The 21,329-nt window shown below is 38.4% G+C and carries 17 protein-coding genes; 13 read left to right on the top strand and 4 right to left on the bottom strand.

Annotation, left to right across the window (positions count from 1 at the left end; translation table 11 throughout):
• Window positions 1–79 precede the first annotated feature (79 nt).
• From hutH to F981_RS11740, 8 genes are all read left to right on the top strand, one after another.
• The gene (hutH, locus tag F981_RS11775) at window positions 80–1,618 is read left to right on the top strand and encodes a histidine ammonia-lyase (RefSeq protein ID WP_004721800.1); all 1,539 of its coding nucleotides are present in this window, start codon (window positions 80–82) and stop codon (window positions 1,616–1,618) included.
• A 64-nt stretch (window positions 1,619–1,682) separates the two neighbouring features.
• A complete protein-coding gene (locus F981_RS11770) occupies window positions 1,683–3,095 on the top strand; it encodes an amino acid permease (RefSeq protein WP_004721798.1) in 1,413 nt (470 codons plus the stop codon).
• 52 nt (window positions 3,096–3,147) lie between these two features.
• Complete coding sequence (gene hutI / locus F981_RS11765; RefSeq protein WP_004721795.1) at window positions 3,148–4,359, top strand: imidazolonepropionase; 1,212 nt, start codon at window positions 3,148–3,150, stop codon at window positions 4,357–4,359.
• 28 nt (window positions 4,360–4,387) lie between these two features.
• Window positions 4,388–5,308 (top strand): formimidoylglutamase, encoded by a 921-nt coding sequence (gene hutG, locus F981_RS11760; protein ID WP_004721794.1) that lies wholly within the window; start codon window positions 4,388–4,390, stop codon window positions 5,306–5,308.
• Window positions 5,309–5,344: 36 nt separating this feature from the next.
• The gene (locus tag F981_RS11755; RefSeq protein WP_004721791.1) at window positions 5,345–6,616 is read left to right on the top strand and encodes a Glu/Leu/Phe/Val family dehydrogenase; all 1,272 of its coding nucleotides are present in this window, start codon (window positions 5,345–5,347) and stop codon (window positions 6,614–6,616) included.
• 950 nt (window positions 6,617–7,566) lie between these two features.
• A complete protein-coding gene (locus F981_RS11750; protein WP_004721790.1) occupies window positions 7,567–8,025 on the top strand; it encodes a lysozyme inhibitor LprI family protein in 459 nt (152 codons plus the stop codon).
• A 103-nt stretch (window positions 8,026–8,128) separates the two neighbouring features.
• On the top strand, window positions 8,129–8,653 hold the full coding sequence (locus tag F981_RS11745) for a hypothetical protein (RefSeq protein WP_004721788.1): 525 nt from the start codon (window positions 8,129–8,131) through the stop codon (window positions 8,651–8,653).
• A 651-nt stretch (window positions 8,654–9,304) separates the two neighbouring features.
• Complete coding sequence (locus tag F981_RS11740) at window positions 9,305–10,882, top strand: sensor domain-containing diguanylate cyclase (protein WP_004721786.1); 1,578 nt, start codon at window positions 9,305–9,307, stop codon at window positions 10,880–10,882.
• A 391-nt stretch (window positions 10,883–11,273) separates the two neighbouring features.
• Here the strand turns inward: F981_RS11740 and F981_RS11735 are convergent, their stop codons facing one another.
• On the bottom strand, window positions 11,274–11,909 hold the full coding sequence (locus tag F981_RS11735) for a TetR/AcrR family transcriptional regulator (protein ID WP_004721784.1): 636 nt from the start codon (window positions 11,907–11,909) through the stop codon (window positions 11,274–11,276).
• Window positions 11,910–12,019: 110 nt separating this feature from the next.
• Here F981_RS11735 and F981_RS11730 point away from each other — a divergent pair, with 110 nt between their 5' ends.
• Both F981_RS11730 and F981_RS11725 read left to right on the top strand, forming a co-directional pair.
• A complete protein-coding gene (locus F981_RS11730; protein ID WP_004721782.1) occupies window positions 12,020–13,540 on the top strand; it encodes a flavin-containing monooxygenase in 1,521 nt (506 codons plus the stop codon).
• An 88-nt stretch (window positions 13,541–13,628) separates the two neighbouring features.
• A complete protein-coding gene (locus F981_RS11725) occupies window positions 13,629–14,465 on the top strand; it encodes an SDR family oxidoreductase (RefSeq protein WP_004721779.1) in 837 nt (278 codons plus the stop codon).
• Between the two features lie 186 nt (window positions 14,466–14,651).
• Here the strand turns inward: F981_RS11725 and F981_RS11720 are convergent, their stop codons facing one another.
• The gene (locus tag F981_RS11720; RefSeq protein ID WP_004721778.1) at window positions 14,652–15,275 is read right to left on the bottom strand and encodes a LysE family translocator; all 624 of its coding nucleotides are present in this window, start codon (window positions 15,273–15,275) and stop codon (window positions 14,652–14,654) included.
• A 10-nt stretch (window positions 15,276–15,285) separates the two neighbouring features.
• Window positions 15,286–15,861 carry a PilZ domain-containing protein gene (locus tag F981_RS11715; protein WP_004721776.1) on the bottom strand — a complete coding sequence of 192 codons (576 nt, stop codon included), beginning with the start codon at window positions 15,859–15,861 and terminating at the stop codon, window positions 15,286–15,288.
• 23 nt (window positions 15,862–15,884) lie between these two features.
• Between F981_RS11715 and F981_RS11710 the strand changes: the two genes are divergently transcribed.
• From F981_RS11710 to F981_RS11700, 3 genes are all read left to right on the top strand, one after another.
• Window positions 15,885–17,120 (top strand): lipoprotein-releasing ABC transporter permease subunit, encoded by a 1,236-nt coding sequence (locus F981_RS11710; RefSeq protein WP_004721775.1) that lies wholly within the window; start codon window positions 15,885–15,887, stop codon window positions 17,118–17,120.
• Window positions 17,113–17,811, top strand: coding sequence for a lipoprotein-releasing ABC transporter ATP-binding protein LolD (lolD, locus tag F981_RS11705; protein ID WP_004721773.1), 699 nt, complete (start codon window positions 17,113–17,115; stop codon window positions 17,809–17,811). The genes F981_RS11710 and lolD overlap by 8 nt, the downstream gene beginning before the upstream one ends.
• 115 nt (window positions 17,812–17,926) lie before the next feature.
• Entirely contained in the window at window positions 17,927–20,401 is a 2,475-nt protein-coding gene (locus F981_RS11700) for a DNA internalization-related competence protein ComEC/Rec2 (RefSeq protein ID WP_004721771.1), read from the top strand.
• Here the strand turns inward: F981_RS11700 and F981_RS11695 are convergent.
• Window positions 20,360–21,316: a lysophospholipid acyltransferase family protein gene (locus F981_RS11695; RefSeq protein ID WP_004721768.1), complete on the bottom strand. Its 957-nt coding sequence runs from the start codon at window positions 21,314–21,316 to the stop codon at window positions 20,360–20,362. The genes F981_RS11700 and F981_RS11695 overlap by 42 nt on opposite strands.
• Window positions 21,317–21,329 lie beyond the last annotated feature (13 nt).

Here is a 21,329-nt window from a genome sequence, read left to right as displayed (position 1 = left end):
ACATGGACATTACGATGCTTTTTGCAATTGTGTAAACGGCATCGTAAGAGAACAATATAGCGCAAAACAGGACGTCAAAATGGAACTCTTAATTCAACCAGGCAAGCTCACACTCGCAGATCTTCGCCAAGCGTATTTAAATCCAATTAAAGTTAAACTGGATGACAGTGCTTATGCTGGCATCAATGCAAGTGTTGCGTGTGTCGAAAAAATTGTGAATGAAGGACGCACAGCTTACGGAATCAATACTGGTTTTGGCTTACTCGCTTCAAGTAAAATTGCCCCTGAAGACTTAGAACAATTACAACGCTCATTGGTACTTTCTCATGCCGCTGGTGTGGGCGTACCTTTAGATGATGCGATGGTTCGCTTAATTATGTTGTTAAAGGCCAATAGTTTGGCACGTGGGTTTTCTGGTATCCGTCCTAAAGTGATTGATGCAATCCTTGCCTTGATCAATGCAGAAGTCTATCCGCATATTCCATTAAAAGGTTCAGTCGGCGCTTCTGGTGACTTGGCACCCCTTGCACATATGTCTCTGGTTTTACTCGGTGAAAGTAAAGCACGCTATAAAGGGGAATGGTTACCAGCAGTGGATGCACTTAAAATTGCAGGTTTAGAACCTATTACTTTAGCGGCTAAAGAAGGTTTGGCACTTTTAAATGGTACTCAGGTTTCAACAGCATACGCATTACGTGGTCTATTTGAAGCAGAAGATTTATTTGCTGCTGCGACCGTTTGTGGTGGATTAAGCGTTGAGGCTATGCTCGGTTCACGTGCACCATTTGATGCACGTGTCCATGAAGTTCGTGGTCAGCGTGGTCAAATTGATGTTGCCGCTGCATATCGTGACTTATTGACTGAATCAAGTGAAATCGCTCATTCACATGAAGATTGTAGCAAGGTTCAAGACCCGTATTCACTGCGTTGCCAACCTCAAGTGATGGGGGCTTGTTTAACGCAAATTCGTCAAGCAGCAGAAGTATTAGCGATTGAGTCGAATGCAGTTTCAGATAACCCATTGGTGTTTGCGGCAGAAGGTGACGTAATCTCAGCAGGTAACTTCCATGCTGAACCCGTTGCAATGGCTGCTGATAATTTGGCCTTAGCGATTGCTGAGATTGGCTCACTGTCTGAACGTCGTGTTTCCATGATGATGGATCGCCATATGTCACAGCTTCCTCCATTTTTGGTTGCCAATGGTGGGGTGAATTCGGGCTTTATGATTGCTCAAGTAACAGCCGCTGCGTTGGCCAGTGACAATAAAGCACTTGCACATCCTGCCAGTGTTGATAGTTTACCGACCTCTGCAAATCAGGAAGACCATGTTTCCATGGCGCCTAATGCAGGAAAACGCTTGTGGTATATGGCTGATAACGTTCGCGGCATTCTTGCAGTTGAGTGGTTAGGTGCATGTCAAGGACTTGATTTCCGTGAAGGATTGAAAAGCTCTCCTAAACTTGAACGTGCCCGCAAAATTCTGCGTGATCAAGTGGCGTATTACAGTGAAGATCGTTTCTTCGCGCCAGATATCGAACAAGCAAGTGAATTGCTCGCAAGTGGTTGCCTGAACGAATTGCTCATTGCGAAGCTATTACCGAGCTTGTCTGAAGTGTGATCAATAAAACGGTCACATGGAGTGACCGAATCTAACTAAATTTCCTCAAGGATTGGAGATTATAATGTCACAACACTCCACATTACAGCGGGGGTTAAACACCCGTCATATCCGCTTTTTGGCATTGGGTTCAGCGATTGGCACGGGGCTTTTCTATGGATCAGCAACGGCAATTAAAATGGCAGGTCCGTCTGTTTTAATTGCTTATATGGTTGCAGGGATTGCAATTTATATCGTGATGCGAGCATTAGGGGAAATGGCTGTTCATAACCCCGTATCAGGTTCTTTTAGTGAATATGCCTCAAATTATATTGGTCCTTTAGCTGGTTTTACCACAGGTTGGACCTACGTCTTTGAAATGATCATTGTCGCCTTGGCTGACGTGACTGCTTTCGGTATCTATATGGGGTTTTGGTACCCCGATGTGCCACGATGGATTTGGATTTTATCGCTGATTATGTTCTTAGGGGCAATTAACCTGATTCACGTTAAAGTCTTTGGTGAAGTCGAGTTCTGGCTATCCATCGTCAAGGTCAGCGCTATTGTTGCCATGATTTTGGGTGGTTTTGGTCTGATGTTCTACGGCTTTAATGCAGATCACACAGGCTTTGTACCAGGTATCCAAAACCTATGGATACATGAAGGTTTTATGCCCAATGGGATTATGGGTTTAGTTGCCTGCTTATCAGTTGTGGTATTTGCATTCGGTGGCATCGAAATCATTGGGATTACAGCGGGTGAATCACAAGATCCGAAAACGTCGATTCCTCGTGCGATTAATGCGGTTCCTGTACGTATCTTACTTTTTTATATTCTGACAATTTTTGTATTGATGTCGATTTTCCCATGGAATCAAATTGGTAGCCAAGGCAGTCCATTTGTACAAATTTTTGAAAATTTAGGCATCAAATCTGCAGCAACTGTTTTAAATATTGTGGTGATTACAGCTGCAATTTCCGCGATCAATAGTGATGTATTTGGTGCAGGACGTATGCTGTATGGTATGTCTAAGCATAAACAAGCACCTCAAGTGTTCCAGAAACTCTCACGTAATGGTGTTCCTTGGATGACTGTTGTAGTGATGGCTGGTGTGTTACTTGTCGGCGTCGTGCTTAATTATCTGATCCCCGAAAATGTATTTATTATCATCGCTTCAATTGCAACATTTGCAACGGTTTGGGTATGGTTAATGATTTTACTTTCTCAAGTGGGTATGCGCCGTAAACTGTCTAAATCAGAAATTAAAGCATTAGATTTTCCTGTGATTGGCTGGCCTTATGCACCTGCATTTGCCATTGTATTTATGCTGTTTATTTTAGCCATGATGGGATATTTCCCAGACTCAAGACCTGCACTTTATGTCGGTATAACATGGTTAGTTTTACTCTGGATTGCTTACACGATATGGGTGAAGCCCAAGCAAAATTCAGTAAAAGAAAAACCAGATCTCCAACAAAACATCGAAATGGAAAGCTGATACTGAAGCTGCTCAAGCGTGATTAAAGCATGAGCAGCAAGAGGAAATGTCAATGAAAAAACTTTGGACAAACTGTCATGTTGCAACCATGCAAGATGGGCAATATTCCAGTATTGAATCTGCTGCAATCGTCACTTTAGCACAACATATTCACTGGATTGGCGCAGAAAAAGATGTTCCTGTAGATGACTATGCTGAGATTATTGACCTCAATGGCGCATGGGTGACTCCCGGTTTAATTGATTGTCATACGCATAGTGTATTTGGCGGAAATCGCAGTGTTGAGTTTGAAAAACGTTTGCAAGGTGTCAGTTATGCGGAAATCGCAGCGAGTGGCGGTGGTATTGCAAGCACTGTAAGAGCAACACGAGAAGCAAGCGAAGAGCAGCTCCTTGCTTCGGCACTCAAACGTATTCGTTGTATGCTTAAAGATGGTGTAACCACCATTGAAATTAAGTCGGGATATGGTCTGGACTATAGCAATGAACGTAAAATGCTCCGTGTGATTCGTCAAGTCGCTCAAACTTTACCGATGACTGTAAAAAGTACGTGTTTGGCAGCGCATGCTTTGCCACCTGAGTATCAAGATCAAAGTGATGCTTATATTGAGCATATCTGTACGGAGATGTTACCCAAACTGCATCAAGAAGGTTTAGTCGATGCAGTCGATGCTTTCTGTGAGCATTTGGCATTTTCACCTGCACAAGTTGAACGTGTTTTTAAAGCAGCTCAGGCATTAAACCTACCTGTTAAATTACATGCAGAACAACTTTCGTCCCTCGGTGGTTCAACGCTTGCTGCACGTTACCATGCTTTATCCGCAGATCATTTGGAATACATGACTGAAGCTGATGCCAAAGCCATGGCTGCTTCAGGCACAGTTGCTGTGTTATTGCCGGGAGCATTCTATTTTCTGAGAGAAACCAAGTATCCACCTTTAGATAGTTTGCAGCAACATGGTGTACGTATCGCATTATCCAGTGATTTAAATCCAGGAACATCGCCAGCCTTGTCATTACGTTTAATGCTGAATATGGGTAGTACATTATTCCGTTTAACACCAGAACAAGCACTCGCAGGTGTCACAACGCATGCTGCTTATGCACTCGGCTTACAAGATACGCATGGCACATTAGAACAGGGTAAAGTGGCGGATTTTATTGCTTGGGATATTGAGCATCCTTCTGAGATTGTGTATTGGCTTGGCGGTGATTTAGCAAAACGAATCATCCAACATGGAAATGAAATCTTGATCTCAGCTTGAGATTAATTTTTATAAAGTGATATTAATAATGAATCATTCATTTAAGTGGCAAGGACGACAAGATGGGGAAGGTGATGCACATCTACGTCTCCATCAAGTGATCAATACCAGTCCTCAAGCATCTTTTGCTTTTATTGGTTTTAGTTCAGATGAAGGTGTTAAACGCAACCATGGACGCTTAGGTGCAGCGGATGCACCAGATATGATTCGTGCTCAATTGGCAAATTTACCTGTGCATCAACCTGTGACCATTATCGATTTAGGCACCGTGCTTTGTGATCATGCTGAACTTGAAATAGCACAGGCGGAATTGGCGCATCAAGTCGAACGTAGTTTAAATTCCGATATGAAGCCGATTGTGTTAGGCGGTGGGCATGAAGTTGCCTTTGGCAGTTTTTCTGGTTTATTTCAATACATTCAAAATAATCATCTGAATAAGAAAATTGGCATTATTAACTTCGATGCACACTTTGATTTGCGTGAAGCTGAACAGGTCACTTCAGGCACACCTTTTTTAAATGCAGCTAAACTATCAGAACAGTTTCATCAAGAATTTAACTACATGTGTATCGGTGTTGCCAAGCATTCAAATACTAAAATTTTGTTTGACACAGCAGAGCGTTTAAACTGTAATTATATTTACGATTATGAATTAAAACTGCAAAATGTTGAAAATTTAATCTTAAGAATAAATAATTTTATTAAAAAAGTAGACTATTTGTATATTACGGTTGACCTTGATGTATTTAACGCTAGCATTGCGCCGGGTGTCAGCGCACCTGCGGTGAAAGGAATCGATTTATCTATTTTTGACCCATTATTAGAAGCCATAAAAAAAACTGGCAAGATCAAAGTTTTTGATGTGGCTGAATGTAATCCGCGGTTTGATTTGGACAACAGAACTGCCAAATTAGCCGCTTATATTATTTTTAACTACATATTTGATTGATGATTCAAGTGACTTCATCAAAAGGATAAGCAAAGTATGTCTAATTTATCTTATATCTCTCAAAATAACGGTCCATGGTCTACCTACCTCGAACAAATCGAGCGAGTTACACCGTATTTAGAACATCTGAAAGATTATGTCGACACTTTAAAGCGACCAAAGCGTGCTTTGATTGTCGATGTACCCATTGTAATGGATGATGGCACAATCCGTCATTTCGAAGGCTATCGCGTTCAACATAACTTATCGCGTGGTCCAGGTAAGGGCGGTATTCGTTACCATCCAGATGTAGATCTCAATGAAGTGATGGCACTTTCTGCATGGATGACCATTAAAACTGCGGTTTTAAATCTACCTTTTGGCGGTGCAAAAGGTGGTGTTCGTGTTGATCCTCGCCAGCTTTCTCCACGTGAGTTAGAGCGCTTAACACGTCGTTATACCAGTGAAATTAGCCATATCATTGGCCCACAAAAAGATATTCCAGCGCCGGATGTTGGCACCAATCCTAACGTTATGGGCTGGATTATGGATACATATTCTTCGGGTCAAGGCCATACCGTAACAGGCGTTGTTACAGGTAAGCCAATTCATTTAGGTGGTTCTTTAGGACGTATTAAAGCAACGGGTCGTGGTGTATTTATTACCGGTCAACAAGTTGCCGCAAAAATTAAACTTCCTTTAGAGGGTGCACGAGTTGCTGTCCAAGGTTTTGGTAACGTTGGTAGTGAAGCTGCATATCTATTTGCCGATTCGAAATCTATTATTGTAACGATTCAAGACCATACAGGGACGATTTATAATCCTCAAGGTATTGATTTAGCTGCTTTAAAAACTTATCTAGAAAGTAATCAAGGTGTGGGTGGCTTTGCTGGTGCTCAAGCGATTAGCGATGAAGATTTCTGGGATGTTGAAATGGATATTTTGATTCCTGCCGCATTGGAAGGTCAAATCACGGTTGAACGCGCACAGAAATTAACAGCGAAATTGGTACTCGAAGGTGCAAACGGTCCAACTTATCCAGAAGCAGATGATATCTTAATCCAACGTGGTATTACGGTTGTACCTGATGTGATTTGTAATGCGGGTGGTGTAACGGTCAGTTATTTTGAATGGGTTCAAGATATGTCAAGCTACTTCTGGTCGGAAGAAGAAATCAACCAAAGACTCGATAAATTAATGGTTCAAGCGATTAATGACGTATGGCAGACCTCAAATGATAAAGTATGTAGTTTAAGAACGGCTGCCTTTATTTTAGGTTGTGAGCGTATCTTAAAAGCACGTATGGAACGCGGTATTTTCCCGGGCTAATTTATTTGTTGTAAACGTGACCTTAGCGTATCTTCGCTAAGGTCATTTTTTATCTGTTTAAAACGCATTTTAACGGTCTATTTAAACAGCGAACTTTACAGAATCTATTGAATAATAATTATCTTATTTAGCGTCTTGTATTGCACAGTAATAACATCTCAACAATCTGAGTTCATCTTAGCATCAACTTTGTACTGCCTTATTTTGTATATAGATTTTTGCTGTTAATTAGATAGAGTAGTCAAACCACCTGATTGTTCATACAAATTATTTCTATAAAACCTTTGTTGATAAAAGAGGATTATGTTTTTGTGTGAACTTTTAGAAACTGTTGGTTATCAATTCATTTTTTTGTAATTTTGAATCCTAGATGGTTATTCTACCGTGGGGCGACAGGGATGTCGCCGTTGGGCGGGGGTACAGGACGTACCCCTCGCCAAACATGAGCAAAAACAAAGCACTGCTTTGTTTGCAGCGCAAGGTTTGGCATTCCTAAGAAAAGTGAGGCATCGCCTACGCAAGGGTATTTAAACTTTGAAAGTAAGGTGTGGCATTGTAAGCCTTCTTACAATCAAATAATTTATTTTCCATGCAATTGATTTAATTGAAAATAATTAATTAGTAGAAATTATATTTATGCGTCTGAGTTTTTCTAACAGGTTGACTATAGAAACACATTCTAACCTTACGCTACTGCTTGTGCTTTAAGCAAAGAAAAATTTTGTTCTCGTTCAGCATGCAATGTAATAAAAATTTATAGGCTTAATTTTAGCAAGGCCGAATTGTATGGATAAGACTAAATATAGTCTGAATAAAATGTCTTAAATTTTGTAAAGTATTTGCCTTTTTATGGTTTTAATTTCACATGAATTAAACTATAAATTATATCTAGTATGTGAATAAATTATAGACACTTCTGCAATAAACCTTTTTAGAAAGTAGTTAAGAATATGAATAAAATATACTCAAAATACTTCTATATTTTGAGCATTGGTAGCTTATGTAGCTTTGCGACTTTGTTATCAGCTGCACCGACATTGCAATACTCAAAAACCTACCAAAGCTGTATAAATACAGCAAAAACCACAGGGAACAAGCAACTGTGTATTAGTGCAGAGCATTTAGGTCAGAATGAAAGATTAAATCAGGCCGTAAAAAAACTAACACCCAAGCTCTCAGCATATCAACAAAGCAGATTAGCTGATGCTCAAGTAGAGTGGCAATCTTTGCAAAATTTTAAAGATGATCAATGTGATCAAGCTGTATTTGATGATGAAAATGCAGTTAAACCTTCGGGTAAAAACTTGACCGCATTGGATTGTGACCGACAGTCGCTTGAACGTGTGGCTGAACGCGCTTATGAATTGGAACAAGGCAATGTGCGGGCTGAATATTATCTTGATCCATAATTTATGATTGCTCATGATGTCTAAAGCATCGAAGTGTTTTATAAAAAATTTTATTGGTTTTAGTGTAGATAAATCATCAGCGTAAGCAAAAGGAAACTTTCTTATGATCAGTAAACAACAATTGACAATCAGTACAAGCAATAACCGACAACGCCAGAGTAAGGGAGATAAACATAGAGTCGCAGGTATTTTGGCTGTATTCACATTAGGCTTGTTACTCACTGGTTGTGTTTCAACACCTAATCCTGTGCAACAGGCTGCTGATAAATTGGTCGGACAACATGTAAATAAAGCGATCGGAATCTTTGGCTCACCAACTTATCGCGTCCCAGCGAGTAAATTAGGTGGCTCTGCAATGTGGGAAAATTCGATTGTTTCACAACGTGTTGTACAGCAATTTGTGCAAACGGGAACTGAATATGCGGGTCAGCGTGTCGTTGGTCAAACCGGCGGGCAAGGCGTTGTTGGCGCTATTTATGAAAATCAATATCGTCCAACAGGATACTATCAAAACGCTGTACAAGAGCATGCTCAATACCTTTGTAATATCACAGCACTGACGGGTCCAGGTGATATTATTACGAGTATTATGGTGATTGGATGTAAACAGAGTAAAGATGGTTTGTGATCCTTAAAAGCCAAATATAGCTTTAATCTGACAGATATACGATAAAATCGATAACTGTCAGATAAGGTTGACGAGAGTATCATTTTTAGAAGACTACGATGATCAAAATATTCTGTTCAAAGGTTCATAGATCCATTGAGTAAAATAATTCTTATTCATGTGCATTTTCTATTTATTTTTCTAGGATAGAAACGTTAAAATAAAAAAGATAATGGTGTGATTTAAATCATTTTAAGCATTTCACTTAATAGAACATATGACTTCCGAAATACGCTAAAATGATATGCAACTTCAAGCAATTCTTAGTTAGCCTCATGATATCTGTAGTGCCTATAGTAAAGGCATATAGCCATGGGGAAATAAAATAATACAGGTATTTTTTTGGTTTAATTTACACCTTATTCAGTTTATTTTTATGGGGCAATATATTCGTCATTTGTATACTTTCGCATGGTTTATATACTGAGTTAAAGTCGCTAAAAATTCATTGAGCAAAGCCTGATGATTATCTTCAACAAATTTTCTTAAAAATTATGTTAATGGAAACCATTTAAAAATCATGAAAATAAATTAAACAATGGTAAAAATATTGTAGTAATACTAAGTAAAAAAGAATAAAATTCAATCAAATGCTGTTTTGCAAATGACCTCATGAAACTGAAAAAACTCATATTTTGTTTAAAGTTAAATCTGAGAAAACTTATTCTTTTTTTAGCAATATTCAGCATCGCTATTCTATTTATTGCTTCACTTTTCGTGAATTATTCTATTCAAAAAAAAGAACTACTAGATACTTCTCTTTCAGTAAATATGGAATATGCCACTAAGATTGCCCAAAAAACGGATTCTCAAATTCAGACTGTGTTAAAGCAGTTAAATTATAGTGCCACTTTGCTGGGGGATTCATTTAATGATGAGCAATTTAAACAGTTGGAAGTGGATCGACTAAAATTTCAATCGAATTACTTTGACAGTGTGATTATTTCGGATAAATACGGGCATGTACTGAATTACTCACCTTCAAAAATTGCCATTAATAAAAATGTGGTGAATACAACATTAGGCTTTAAACAGTCCATTGAAACGCAAAAGACAGTGATCACAAGCCCATATTATTCAATCAAAAACAATTTAATTGTTTTTATTTCACAGCCTATTTTTGATAAAGATAAAAAGTATCTGGGCTTTATTGGTGGTGCAATTTATTTAAAAGAAAAAAATATCATTAACGAGTTATTGACACTGAGCTTTAACTATAAAGACAGTTATATGTATGTATTGGATAGCAACAGAAAAATTATTTTTCATCCTGAAGCGAGTCGAATTGGTACTCTTGCAACAGACAATACCGGTCTTAACTATATGACCAGTCATATGATTGGAAAAATAAGACTCATCAATAGCAAAGGCGTAGATAATTTAGCGGGCTTTGCCAGAGTCAGTCATACCAACTGGATCATCGTTTCACAACAACCGACCCATAAGCTTTTAGAAAAAGTTCCATATCTGATTTATAAAATTATTGCTTATATGCTTGGTTTTTATATTTTGATCTTTTTGATTATTTGGAAGATATCATATTATATCTCAGCGCCTTTAAACCGCTTAGCAACCATGGCGAGTCATCTCAATAACCCAGAGACTGCAACTCAAATTAAAGATGTAGATGCTTTATATTATGAAGTGAGAAATTTTAAACGCTCACTGTTACAGAGTTCTTCAAATTTTAAGAAAAAAATCTCTACACTCAATCATTATGTAAATACAGACCCGTTAACAGGATTTTATAACCGCAGAGGGATGGAGTTACATATTGAACGCTTAATGAAAAATGACGCACCATTTGCAATTATTGCTGTGGATATCGATTATTTTAAAAAAATTAATGATCAATATGGACATGAAAAAGGCGACTTAGTCCTGACCAAGACTGCACAAAATATTAAAGATTGTGTTAGGAATATTGATGTTTGTTGTCGGATTGGTGGAGAAGAATTTGTGATTCTAAGCCCGATTGATAGCCAAAATTTAACCATTAATATTGCAGAACGGATTCGGCAGGCATTAGAAGTAACGCCAATCGGAGAAATACCTGCGATTACCGTGTCAATAGGGATTGCGCATTGGCCTGAAATTTCTACCGACATCCATAAGGTGTTTAAAGCTGCTGATGAATATTTATATCTGGCAAAAAAAGATGGGCGTAATTGTATTCGTTATAAAAAATAGCATTTAAAAATGCAAACTTATCTTCAATAAAGATCTTTCATAAATCAAAAAATGATCATGTGGAGTGAATCATATTGGTATTGAAAGTTCCTTCTCCCTCTGGGAGAAGGCTAGGATGAGGGGGATTTTATATTGATTTATGGTTTTAAAAAGGACTTATGAAAGAAGTCTAATATTTTATCTCATTAAAAACTGCCCATAATCTATGTTATGGACAGTTTTTGAGTAAATTTAAGTATTATTTCAATCTTAGGATAAAAAATAAAAAACTGTATTGAGGCTATATCTCCGTCCATGGGTGAGATTGATGTCTTCACAAGATAACCATAACCCGTAGGATTGAATGAGATAAAGAAAACAGTTTAATTTATATTCTGTTGATTGCTATAAATCAGGCTGATGGCTTAGCAACTCCGCCTATGATTAATTCAATAATCGAATCGCCATAGTTTTTTAAACCTTTGAGATCTTCATGATTGGCTAAAAAGCGTAAAGCCCCATTGGTAATCATCCCAATGATATTATGCCCCGTATTTTCACAATCTAAATTTTCACGAAAAAAGCCAGAATCTACCCCATGTTTTAAAAAGTTGGCAGTAAAAATACCCGCCATTTGCATCAAGTTTTGAATAAATCTGGTCATTTCAGCATCTATTGAGGTTGCTTCAAGTAATAATAATTTTAGAGTTAGAGGATTCTCTTGTGCAAAAAGACGGAAGCGTTCAGAAATTCGCTGACATTGTTCACGGTACTCTTCAATATTATTCACTGCTTGAGGTGCATTTTCACCGGTAAGCAATGCCATGATTTTTTGCATGGTATCAGAAATAACATGCTGCAAGATATCGCGTTTATTTTCAAAATGGCGATAAAAAGTACCATGACCAATGCCTAAGCGTTTGGCTATATCTGAAATCGCTGTTTGATGGTATCCACGCTCAGAAAATTCTAAAAACGCAGCTTCTAAAATATCAGCTTGTAATTGGATACGTTGACGTTCTGCACGAGTTAAAGTTGGTTCATTCATAGGCAAAGAATACCAAATAAATATTCAAAATTGTTAAACAATGGAAATTGACAAGTCATTCCGTTTTTGACATTGTATTCCTATTGTTTATATTCTAAGCGATTTTCAACATGGAACAAATGAAAAAAAGTACCAAAGATAAAAACTTTTATAAAGTGATTATCGTGGGTGGTGGTTTTGCTGGTCTTGGTGCCGCAATCAAATTAAAACAAGCAGGGATTGAAGATTTTATATTGCTGGAAAAGGCTGCTGAAATGGGCGGGGTCTGGCGTGAAAATACCTATCCAGGTTGTGCCTGTGATGTACCATCGGCGCTCTATTCATACTCTTTTGAACAAAACCCTGCATGGTCACGGGTCTTTGCACAGCAAAAAGAAATTAAACAATATTTATTTGATGTGGTCGATAAGTACAAGGTCATGCCACATGTGCATTTGAATCGTGAAGTTTTACAAGCACAGTGGTCCGATGTGGAACATTGCTGGATTATCCAAACCGAACAGGGCGAGTTGCGCTCTCAATTTGCAATTCTTGCTTGTGGCCCTATGCATGAACCTGTATTGCCTGATGTTAAAGGTATTGAAAGCTTTAAAGGAGAAATTTTCCATTCTTCACAATGGCGGCATGATTTGGACTTAACAGCTCAACGAATTGCGGTGATTGGTACAGGTGCTTCGGCCATCCAGTTTGTTCCGCAGATTCAACCCCAAGTTAAACAACTGACGATTTTTCAACGTACTGCACAATGGATTTTGCCAAAGTCTGACATGCCATTACTTGCACCTGTTCGTGCCATGTTTAAGCTGTTACCACTGACTCAACAGCTGATGCGAGGCTCAGTCTATGGAATTTTTGAAACGATAAACGGTGGAATTCAAAGTCCTGCGGCAATGAGGCAATTCCAAAAATTAGCCAAATGGCATTTAACTTACCATATTAAAAATCCGCGCCTACGAGAAAAATTAACCCCCAATTTTATTATTGGTTGTAAACGTATTTTGCAATCCAACAATTGGTATCCCGCTTTAGCACAAGACAATGTGGAGGTGATTGCCAGTGGTTTATCTGAAATTAAAGGGAATACCTTAATTGCAAGTAATGGTGAACATTGTGAAGCGGATGTGATTATTCTGGGTACAGGGTTTGAAATTGCAGAACCACCCATTGCCAATCGTGTCTATAACCGTTTTGGACAACGGATGTCAGATGTTTGGCAGGGGAGTCCTGAGGGCTATATGGGGACAATGATAGAAAATTGTCCAAACGGCTTTCTGATGTTTGGTCCCAATGTCGCTGTGAGTTCTTCAGCATTTATTATCATTGAAGCTCAGCTTGATTACATTATCGATGCTTTGAAACAGGCAATTCAATTGGGCATCAAGACCATTGAACCAAATCCCAAAATCACCAAAGTTTTTAATGAAAAAGTCCAAGCAGCTTTGCAAACCACAGTATGGAATAAGGGTGGATGTCAAAGCTATTTTATTGATCGTAATGGACGTAACAGTACAGTTTGGCCATGGTCAACCTATAAACTCCGAGAAAAGATGAAACATTTTAATTTAGCTGAGTATCTGATTGATCATCAACCTGAACCAAGCACAAGCTTAAAGCAAGAAGATGTTGTATGAGAAAGAGATTTTAACTTTCATCATATTCAAACCTAAATAAAGAGGATGGATATGAAATTTACCAAGATTTTAAATAAAGGATAACGCAATGTTTAAAAAACAAAAATTAAAAGACAAAGTGATTGCGATTACTGGTGCCGCACGTGGTATTGGTTTAGCTACCGCGGAAGCTTTAATTGCACAAGGTGCAAAAGTCAGTATTGGTGATCTCGATTTTGCACTTGCTGAAAAAGAAGCACAACGTATTGGTGCCAAAGCTTTTAAAGTGGATGTGCGTGATCGTGAATCATTTGCCCAATTTATTCAAAATACCATTCAACATTATGGCAGTCTTTATGCTTTAGTGAATAATGCTGGGATTATGCCGATGGGGGCTTTTCTGGATGAAGATCCCGCTTTAGCAGATGCACAGATTGATATTAACTTTCGTGGTGTCATCATTGGAATGCAGTTGGCACTTCCTGAATTGCTTAAATATAAACAAGGCCATATTGTTAATATCGCATCACTTGCAGGGCGCTTTGCCTTACCAGGTTCAGCGGTTTATTCAGGGACTAAATTTGCTGTGATTGGTCTCACCGAAGCAGTTGCAGGTGAGTTTCGTGATTCTGCTATTCAGTTCACGGCAATTTTACCCAGTAAAGTGCTGACAGAGCTCACCGCTGGAACTGAAAATGCGGCAAAAACGATTCCAGCGGTGACACCACAACAGGTTGCCGATGCAGTTGTGAGTGCTTTAATTAAGCCACGGTTATTTATTGCGGTACCTGATTACTTACAATCAGTACATAGTGCTTATGCTTTATTGCCGCAATGGGCGCAAACAGGTGCCCGTCGTATCTTGGGGGATAATGGTATTTTGACTAAGCTTGATCATTCTGCCCATTCAAGTTATGCCAAGCGAATTCATAAGTTGGCAGAATAATTGCTTATCAAAAAGAAACTTTTTAAATTAGTGCATTTGACTCAAAGTAAATACTCCACTTTGAGTCGTTTTTTATGGGTGTGGCTAAGATGGATATCATTGGATATATGTTGATGCGTATTACTATATAGCTGGTTCGGCTACATCTTATTGAAAAATTTTAAATTTATATTAGGTTGCTTGGTTTTATCTTTTGGAGCTCAGCATGATTTGTGTTGCTAAGCCAAAAAACACCGTACCCATAAACCATTTTTGTACTTTTAACCAAAGTGCGTGACGATTTAAAAATTGGGTAAATGAACTGGCAGTAAAAATCAACAGCATGTTGACGAGTAGGCTAATCACAATTTGCACAAAACCTAAACTCAGCGTTTGCACTAAAACATCGCCTTGGTGTGGTTTGATAAATTGTGGCAACAAAGCTAAATACATCATCGCAATTTTAGGATTGAGTAGATTGGTCAAAAAGCCCATCAAAAATAGTTTTGAATTAGAATAAGACTGTTGACTGGCAATCTCAAAAGGCGAGTGAGGAGAGCGAATTGCTTTCCAGCCAAGATAAATCAAGTAGAGCGCACCAGCAATTTTTAAAACATCGTATGCAACTGGAATCGTCATTAATAAAGCGGTGATCCCAAAAGCAGCACACAACATATAAAATATAAAACCGAGTGCTGTGCCGCCCAATGAAACCATTCCCGCAGTTTTGCCCTGACATAAGGACCTTGAGATCAGATAAATCATATTTGGGCCAGGGGTGAGTGACATACCTAAGGCAATCAAGGCAAAAGCGAATAAAGTAGAGTCCATATGTTCAATATCAATTATTCTGTAGGGTGATGTTCTGTTGAATACATTCAGCCAGTTTGACTTTATCTTGTGGATGTAAGGTAATGAAGTAAGCACCTACACGATATTGCTCATTTTCAGCAGGTTCCGAGTACGCAATTTGTGCCGTTGCTGCAATATGGAAGAAATTTTCAGGATGACTCAGGGTGACATGAATAAAGCTACCTTGTTTCAGGTATTGTTGACTGGTAAAACTGAAGCCACTTTCAGAAAAATTGACTTTTTGTGGCGTTGGTAACATGGTTTGTACAATAGAATCGTAAAGAGAACCAGTAATAAGGTTTAACTTTTGGTTGAATAAGGATAAGATTCGAGCAATTTGTTGATCTTTTTCATTTAATTGTTCTAATTCGTAGTGAAGTGCATGATCAAATTGATCTAATTCTGCAAGTAGTAGAAAATAGCGCGGTAATACAAAATTAGCATCATATGGATCGTTCAGCGCAACTTCTTCAGAAATGATTTGATAGTTGATCCTTAACGCAGCATCGATTCGTGACATGACACGACGTTCATTTGCTTCATTTTGATGCTGTAACGCTTCCATAAAACACCTCGGACTAGAATGGTATGTTTAAACCAATCTCGCTGTATATAGGGTTGAGATACACTCGCGCACGGCGTAGTAATCACTTTATTTCTTTTATCGCTTTGGTTTCCATGATCGGTCTAACCTTAGGGGTTGCTGTACTGATTACAGTTTTATCTGTTATGAATGGTTTTGACCGAGAGTTAAAGAACCGTGTTTTAGGTATGATACCTCAAGCCACTGTTTCTTCAACACAAATTCTAACAGACTGGCCTGTGCTTGCAAAGAAAATTGAACAACATAAGCATGTAACTGGTGTTGCTCCATTTACACAACTACAAGGTATGCTTACCGCACAAGGACAAGTCGCTGGGATCATGGTGACCGGTATTGAACCTCAATATGAAAAGAAGGTTTCAATTATCCAAAATCATATGGTGGAAGGTAGCATAGATCAACTAAAAAAAGGTGAATATGGCATTGTTCTAGGCAAACAAATGACTGATGCGTTAGGCCTTGGTCTCAATGACAATGTTACCTTGGTTTTACCTGAAGCAACCCCTTCGCCAGCAGGCGTTGTACCACGTTTTAAACGTTTTAAAATCGTCGGTATTTTTAGTATTGGTGCAGAAGTTGATTCGAGTTTAGGTTACATCGCACTCAATGATGCATCTACACTATTACGTCTACCTGACGGTGCACAAGGTGTGCGTATGAAATTGGATGATATTTTCCAAGCGCCACAGGTTGCCAATGAAATTGTTCGTGAGTTACCGAGCGGTTTCTATGCCTCAGATTGGACCTATACGCATGGTAATTTATTCAGCGCAATCCAAATGGAAAAGGCAATGGTCAGTCTATTGTTATTCCTCATCGTGCTTGTTGCTGCATTTAATATTGTGTCTTCATTGGTCATGGTTGTGACGGATAAAAAATCAGACATCGCGATTCTAAGAACATTAGGCGCATCACCAGCAACAATTACCCGCATTTTTATGGTGCAAGGTACTGTGATTGGTGTGGTTGGAACGGTTGCTGGTGCAATCTTGGGGATTATCTCTGCATTAGGAATCAGTAACTTTATTGGCTGGTTGAATACTGCATTTGGATTACATTTATTCGATGCTTATTTTATCAACTACTTACCTTCTTATTTAAGATGGCAAGATGTAGTGGTGATTGTGAGCTTGTCCTTAGGCCTAAGCTTTATTGCAACCATTTATCCTGCATTGCGAGCAGCTAAAATTCAACCTGCGGAGGCGCTTCGTTATGAATAGTGCTACACAAAGTCCAGTGGTTTTAGAGGCGCAAAATATCTATAAATCGTTTACGGATGGCAAGTCGCATGTAGACGTCATTACAGGTTTATCTTTGCAAGTCGCGCAAGGTGAGTTTGTCTCTATCGTGGGTTCAAGTGGTTCAGGTAAAAGCACACTCTTGCATATTTTGGGCGGTCTTGATCGTCCGACCCAAGGTCTTGTCAATTTAAATGGCAAACGTTTTGATAACTTAGGTGAAGCTGAACGTGGTTTCTTACGTAATGAACATCTAGGATTTGTTTATCAGTTTCATCATTTACTGCCTGAATTTACTGCCCTTGAAAATGTCGCGATGCCGTTGATGTTAAGAAAAGATGCAGAGTATAAAAAGGTTAAAGAACGTGCTGAATATCTACTTGAACGGGTTGGATTATCACATCGTTTAACGCATCAACCTGGTGAGTTATCAGGCGGTGAACGCCAACGTGTGGCTTTAGCACGTGCTTTGGTCACTCAACCGAAGTTAATGTTAGCCGATGAACCGACAGGAAACTTGGATCGCAAAACAGCAAAATCTATTTTTGAATTACTGCGTGATTTACGTGAGGAATTTAATATGGCTATGTTGATTGTGACGCATGATGAGCAACTGGCAAAATCAGCAGATAGAATCCTACATATGCAAGATGGTATCTGGATCGATGGTTAAGTCAGCATTTATTTTGATGATATCATGCTGAATTGATGTATAATTTTTAAAGTTAAGCCCAATCTGATTGGGCTTAATCAATAAATAAACACTGAAAACAATAAATAGAAAAACTATGTATATGTACATTGCTTTAATCGGATGGATATTGGGTATCTCGTTTATGGGATATTATTCACCCGCTTACTTTAATCTCTTGATTTGGATCAGCTTAGCATTAAGCCTAGTGTTATGTGTATGTCGATGCTTAAACTATAGCTTGATCAATTCTGTTGTATTTAAGTTGGTTTCTCTCAGTGTAGTGGGGATATCAAGTGGTCTCCTTGGTTTTTATTATGCAGATTTCGCACTTGAAAAAAGATTAAGTTTACGTGATACACCACATCATCAAATTGAAAAGATTATTTATATTTCTTGCATAAATACGATTAAGCCAACAGACTCATCCTCCAACACTCAATTGCCTAATACTCAACAGCGTATCCAACAAAAAGTATTGCTACTCGAACCCAACAAAGTCAGACAAATATTGATGTATCTGGATGACTCACAGTCTGAAATGATCCAACTGGGGCAATATTATCGGGTTACAGGGCAAATTAAACCGATTCATGGTTATGCTGTAGCTGGAGTTTTTGATAAAGAAAAATGGTTTTTACAAGAAAATATTCTGGCTGTATTCAAGCCCCAGTCGGTTGAACATATCGATGAAAATCAAGTGAAGCAATTGGGCTATAGCACATTTGTTGAGCAACAAAATAGCGTGCGATATAGAATTCAACTTAGTATCGAGAACTTACGTTTAAAGTTTCGCGATTTAATTGCTGATTCTTCTTTAAAAAATAAGGGCTTAGTCCTAGCATTATTGACAGGGGATGAAAGTTTATTGGCAAAAGAAACTCAAGACTTATTCAAAACCATGGGTATTTCTCATTTACTTGCAATCTCTGGGCCGCACGTATTAATTTTTGCCATATTGTTTTGCTTTTTATTTAACTCAAGCATTAAAAGAGTTTATCCACAGATTTTTTTGAATATTCCACAACCTTATTTATTGGTTTATCCATTTTTAGCTTGTGTGGTGTTTTATAGTGCTTTTGTTGGTTTTGAAATACCTGCATTAAGAACCATGCTAACAGTTTCAATTCTAAGCGTTATTATTTTATTCAAGCAAAAAATTCAACCGCTTAAACATTTATTATTGACGGCCAGTATTTTATTGCTGCTTGATCCTTTTAGTATTTTATCTTCTGCTTTTTGGCTGTCCTTTGGTTCCTGTTTTATTTTGATTCGCGTCTATCAAACAGTTCAACAACATGCTCTCCCAACTGTAGAGACATGGAAGACCAAGGCCAAGCTATTTATACGGGTATTGATTGATTCCCAATGGAAAATATTTATTGCATTACTGCCAGTGGTGCTGTGGATTTTTCAACAATTTTCGTGGATTACACCCTTGAGCAATTTGCTTGCAATTCCAATGATCGGTGCACTGATTGTTCCCATTGAAGTTTTGGCCGCATGTATAAGTATGCTGTTTGAACCTTTAGGATTATGGCTCTTTAAAATTTCTGATCTTTTATTGTCTATATTGCTGTACCTGCTGGAAAGATTAGATCAGCTGCTCAATTTTAAACTGAATTGGTGGGCATTTAATTCGCTAGAAATTGTTTGCATCGCTTTGGCTGTTTTTATTTTATTTTTGCCCAAAGGTGTACTGCCAAAATTTTGGGCAATACTTTGTTTAATCCCCTTAGTGATCTCGCATAAGAGTTCTGCAATATTTCAACTGGATATCATAGATGTTGGGCAAGGGCAGGCCATTTTTTTAAACCTACCCCAACATAAAATGCTGATTGATACAGGAGGTTCATTTGATGAAGCAAGATTTAGTATCGGCAAAAATGTCATCATTCCATATCTAATGCGACAAGGGATTGCCCAATTGGATCAGGTGCTTTTGACGCATTTAGATCAAGACCATAGTGGTGCATTTGCAGAAATAGAGAAAGTAATCAAAATGAACAAAGTCTATTCAAATGAAACAGATACACGTTTTAACCTGCATGACTTTGACTATTGCCATCAAGGGCAATATTGGCAATATGAAGATGTTCGAATTTCAGTTCTGGCACCTGATAAAAATAGCCTAAGTAAAGCTGCCTATGATCGAAATGAACTATCTTGTGTGATCTATATTCAAGTCCCTCAATCAAAGTCATATCAAAACTTTTTATTGATGGGGGATGCGGGATGGGAAACGGAATTTAATCTGTTAAGACAATATCCCGATTTAAAGGTAGATGTCTTAGTACTGGGTCATCATGGCAGTAAAAATAGCTCTTCTTATGCCTTTTTAAAGCAGTTACAGCCTAAACTTGCGATTGTATCGGCTGGATATGCCAACCGTTATGGTCATCCACATCCGATTGTATTAAGACGGCTAGAGGTGTTGAATATTCCAGCCAAAACCACGATTGAGCAAGGCTCTATCCAATTTAAGCTAAATCCACAAGGGCAGATGGATGTGACTGGTTATCGCCAAACTTTAAAGTGGTTCGCTTTCCGTGATCGCATCATTGCGGACTGAAGTGACCATTTCCATCGCTTCTTTATTGGGTACATTATAAATCTGTTTGAGTTTTGGATGAGCTTTAAAGCGTTTATAACTCCAGTGATAATGTTCTGGATATTGGCAAATTAATTTTTCCAGCGCAGTGTAAATGATATGCGTACCTTGATTGGCATCCACCTGATAGATCTTTTCATCAATCGGCTGAACCACCATATCAAAACCCTGATTGTCATTTCGGATTGCATATAAGAAAAGTGCTTTGGATTTGGTTTTTTGGATCAGTTTGGCACTTAAATTACTCGAAGAGAGTGGAATCCCGAAATATTCAATCAGTTCTCCACCTTGGTGGGGTGAATGATCAGGCAAAATCACAGTTGTACCACCTTGTTTTAACGCCCTAAATATTTGTCGTACACCAGATTCATCTGTTGGAACTAAGCTGGCATTTTCACGACTTCGCGCTGCACGTACAAAACGATCCGCACTCTCATCCTTAATCGGTTCATACATAATGGTCATTTGGGTATATTGGGCAAACCATGCATTCATAATTTCCCAAGTACCAAAATGAGGCACGATTAGTACGAGGCCTTTTTTTTCAGCAATGGCCTCATGGAAATAATGTTCACCTTCAATATGATGAATACGATCGATATTTTTTTGATTGGAACTGCCCCAAACCGTAAAAAACTCCATATAGGATTGTAGTTCGTTACGGATCGCCTGTTCTGTAATTTTCTCGCGTTTAGGTTTATCAAGATCTGGAAAGCAAATTTCAATATTTAGACGAATGGTTTCAGATGTTTTTGTGATATGTAATAAATTGACCAGTCCTGCCAAAATGCGCGCAATAAAACGCGCGATTGGGATCGGCAGTCGACTGAAAAAATTGAGAAGTCGCGAAGTAGTGGTCTTATGTTTATCAGTCATCCGGATCTAAAAT

The sequence above is a fragment of the Acinetobacter guillouiae CIP 63.46 genome (assembly GCF_000368145.1).
GTDB classification, from domain to species: domain Bacteria; phylum Pseudomonadota; class Gammaproteobacteria; order Pseudomonadales; family Moraxellaceae; genus Acinetobacter; species Acinetobacter guillouiae.
Note: the sequence above shows the minus strand (reverse complement) of the source record. Positions and strands in the feature narration are given on the sequence as shown.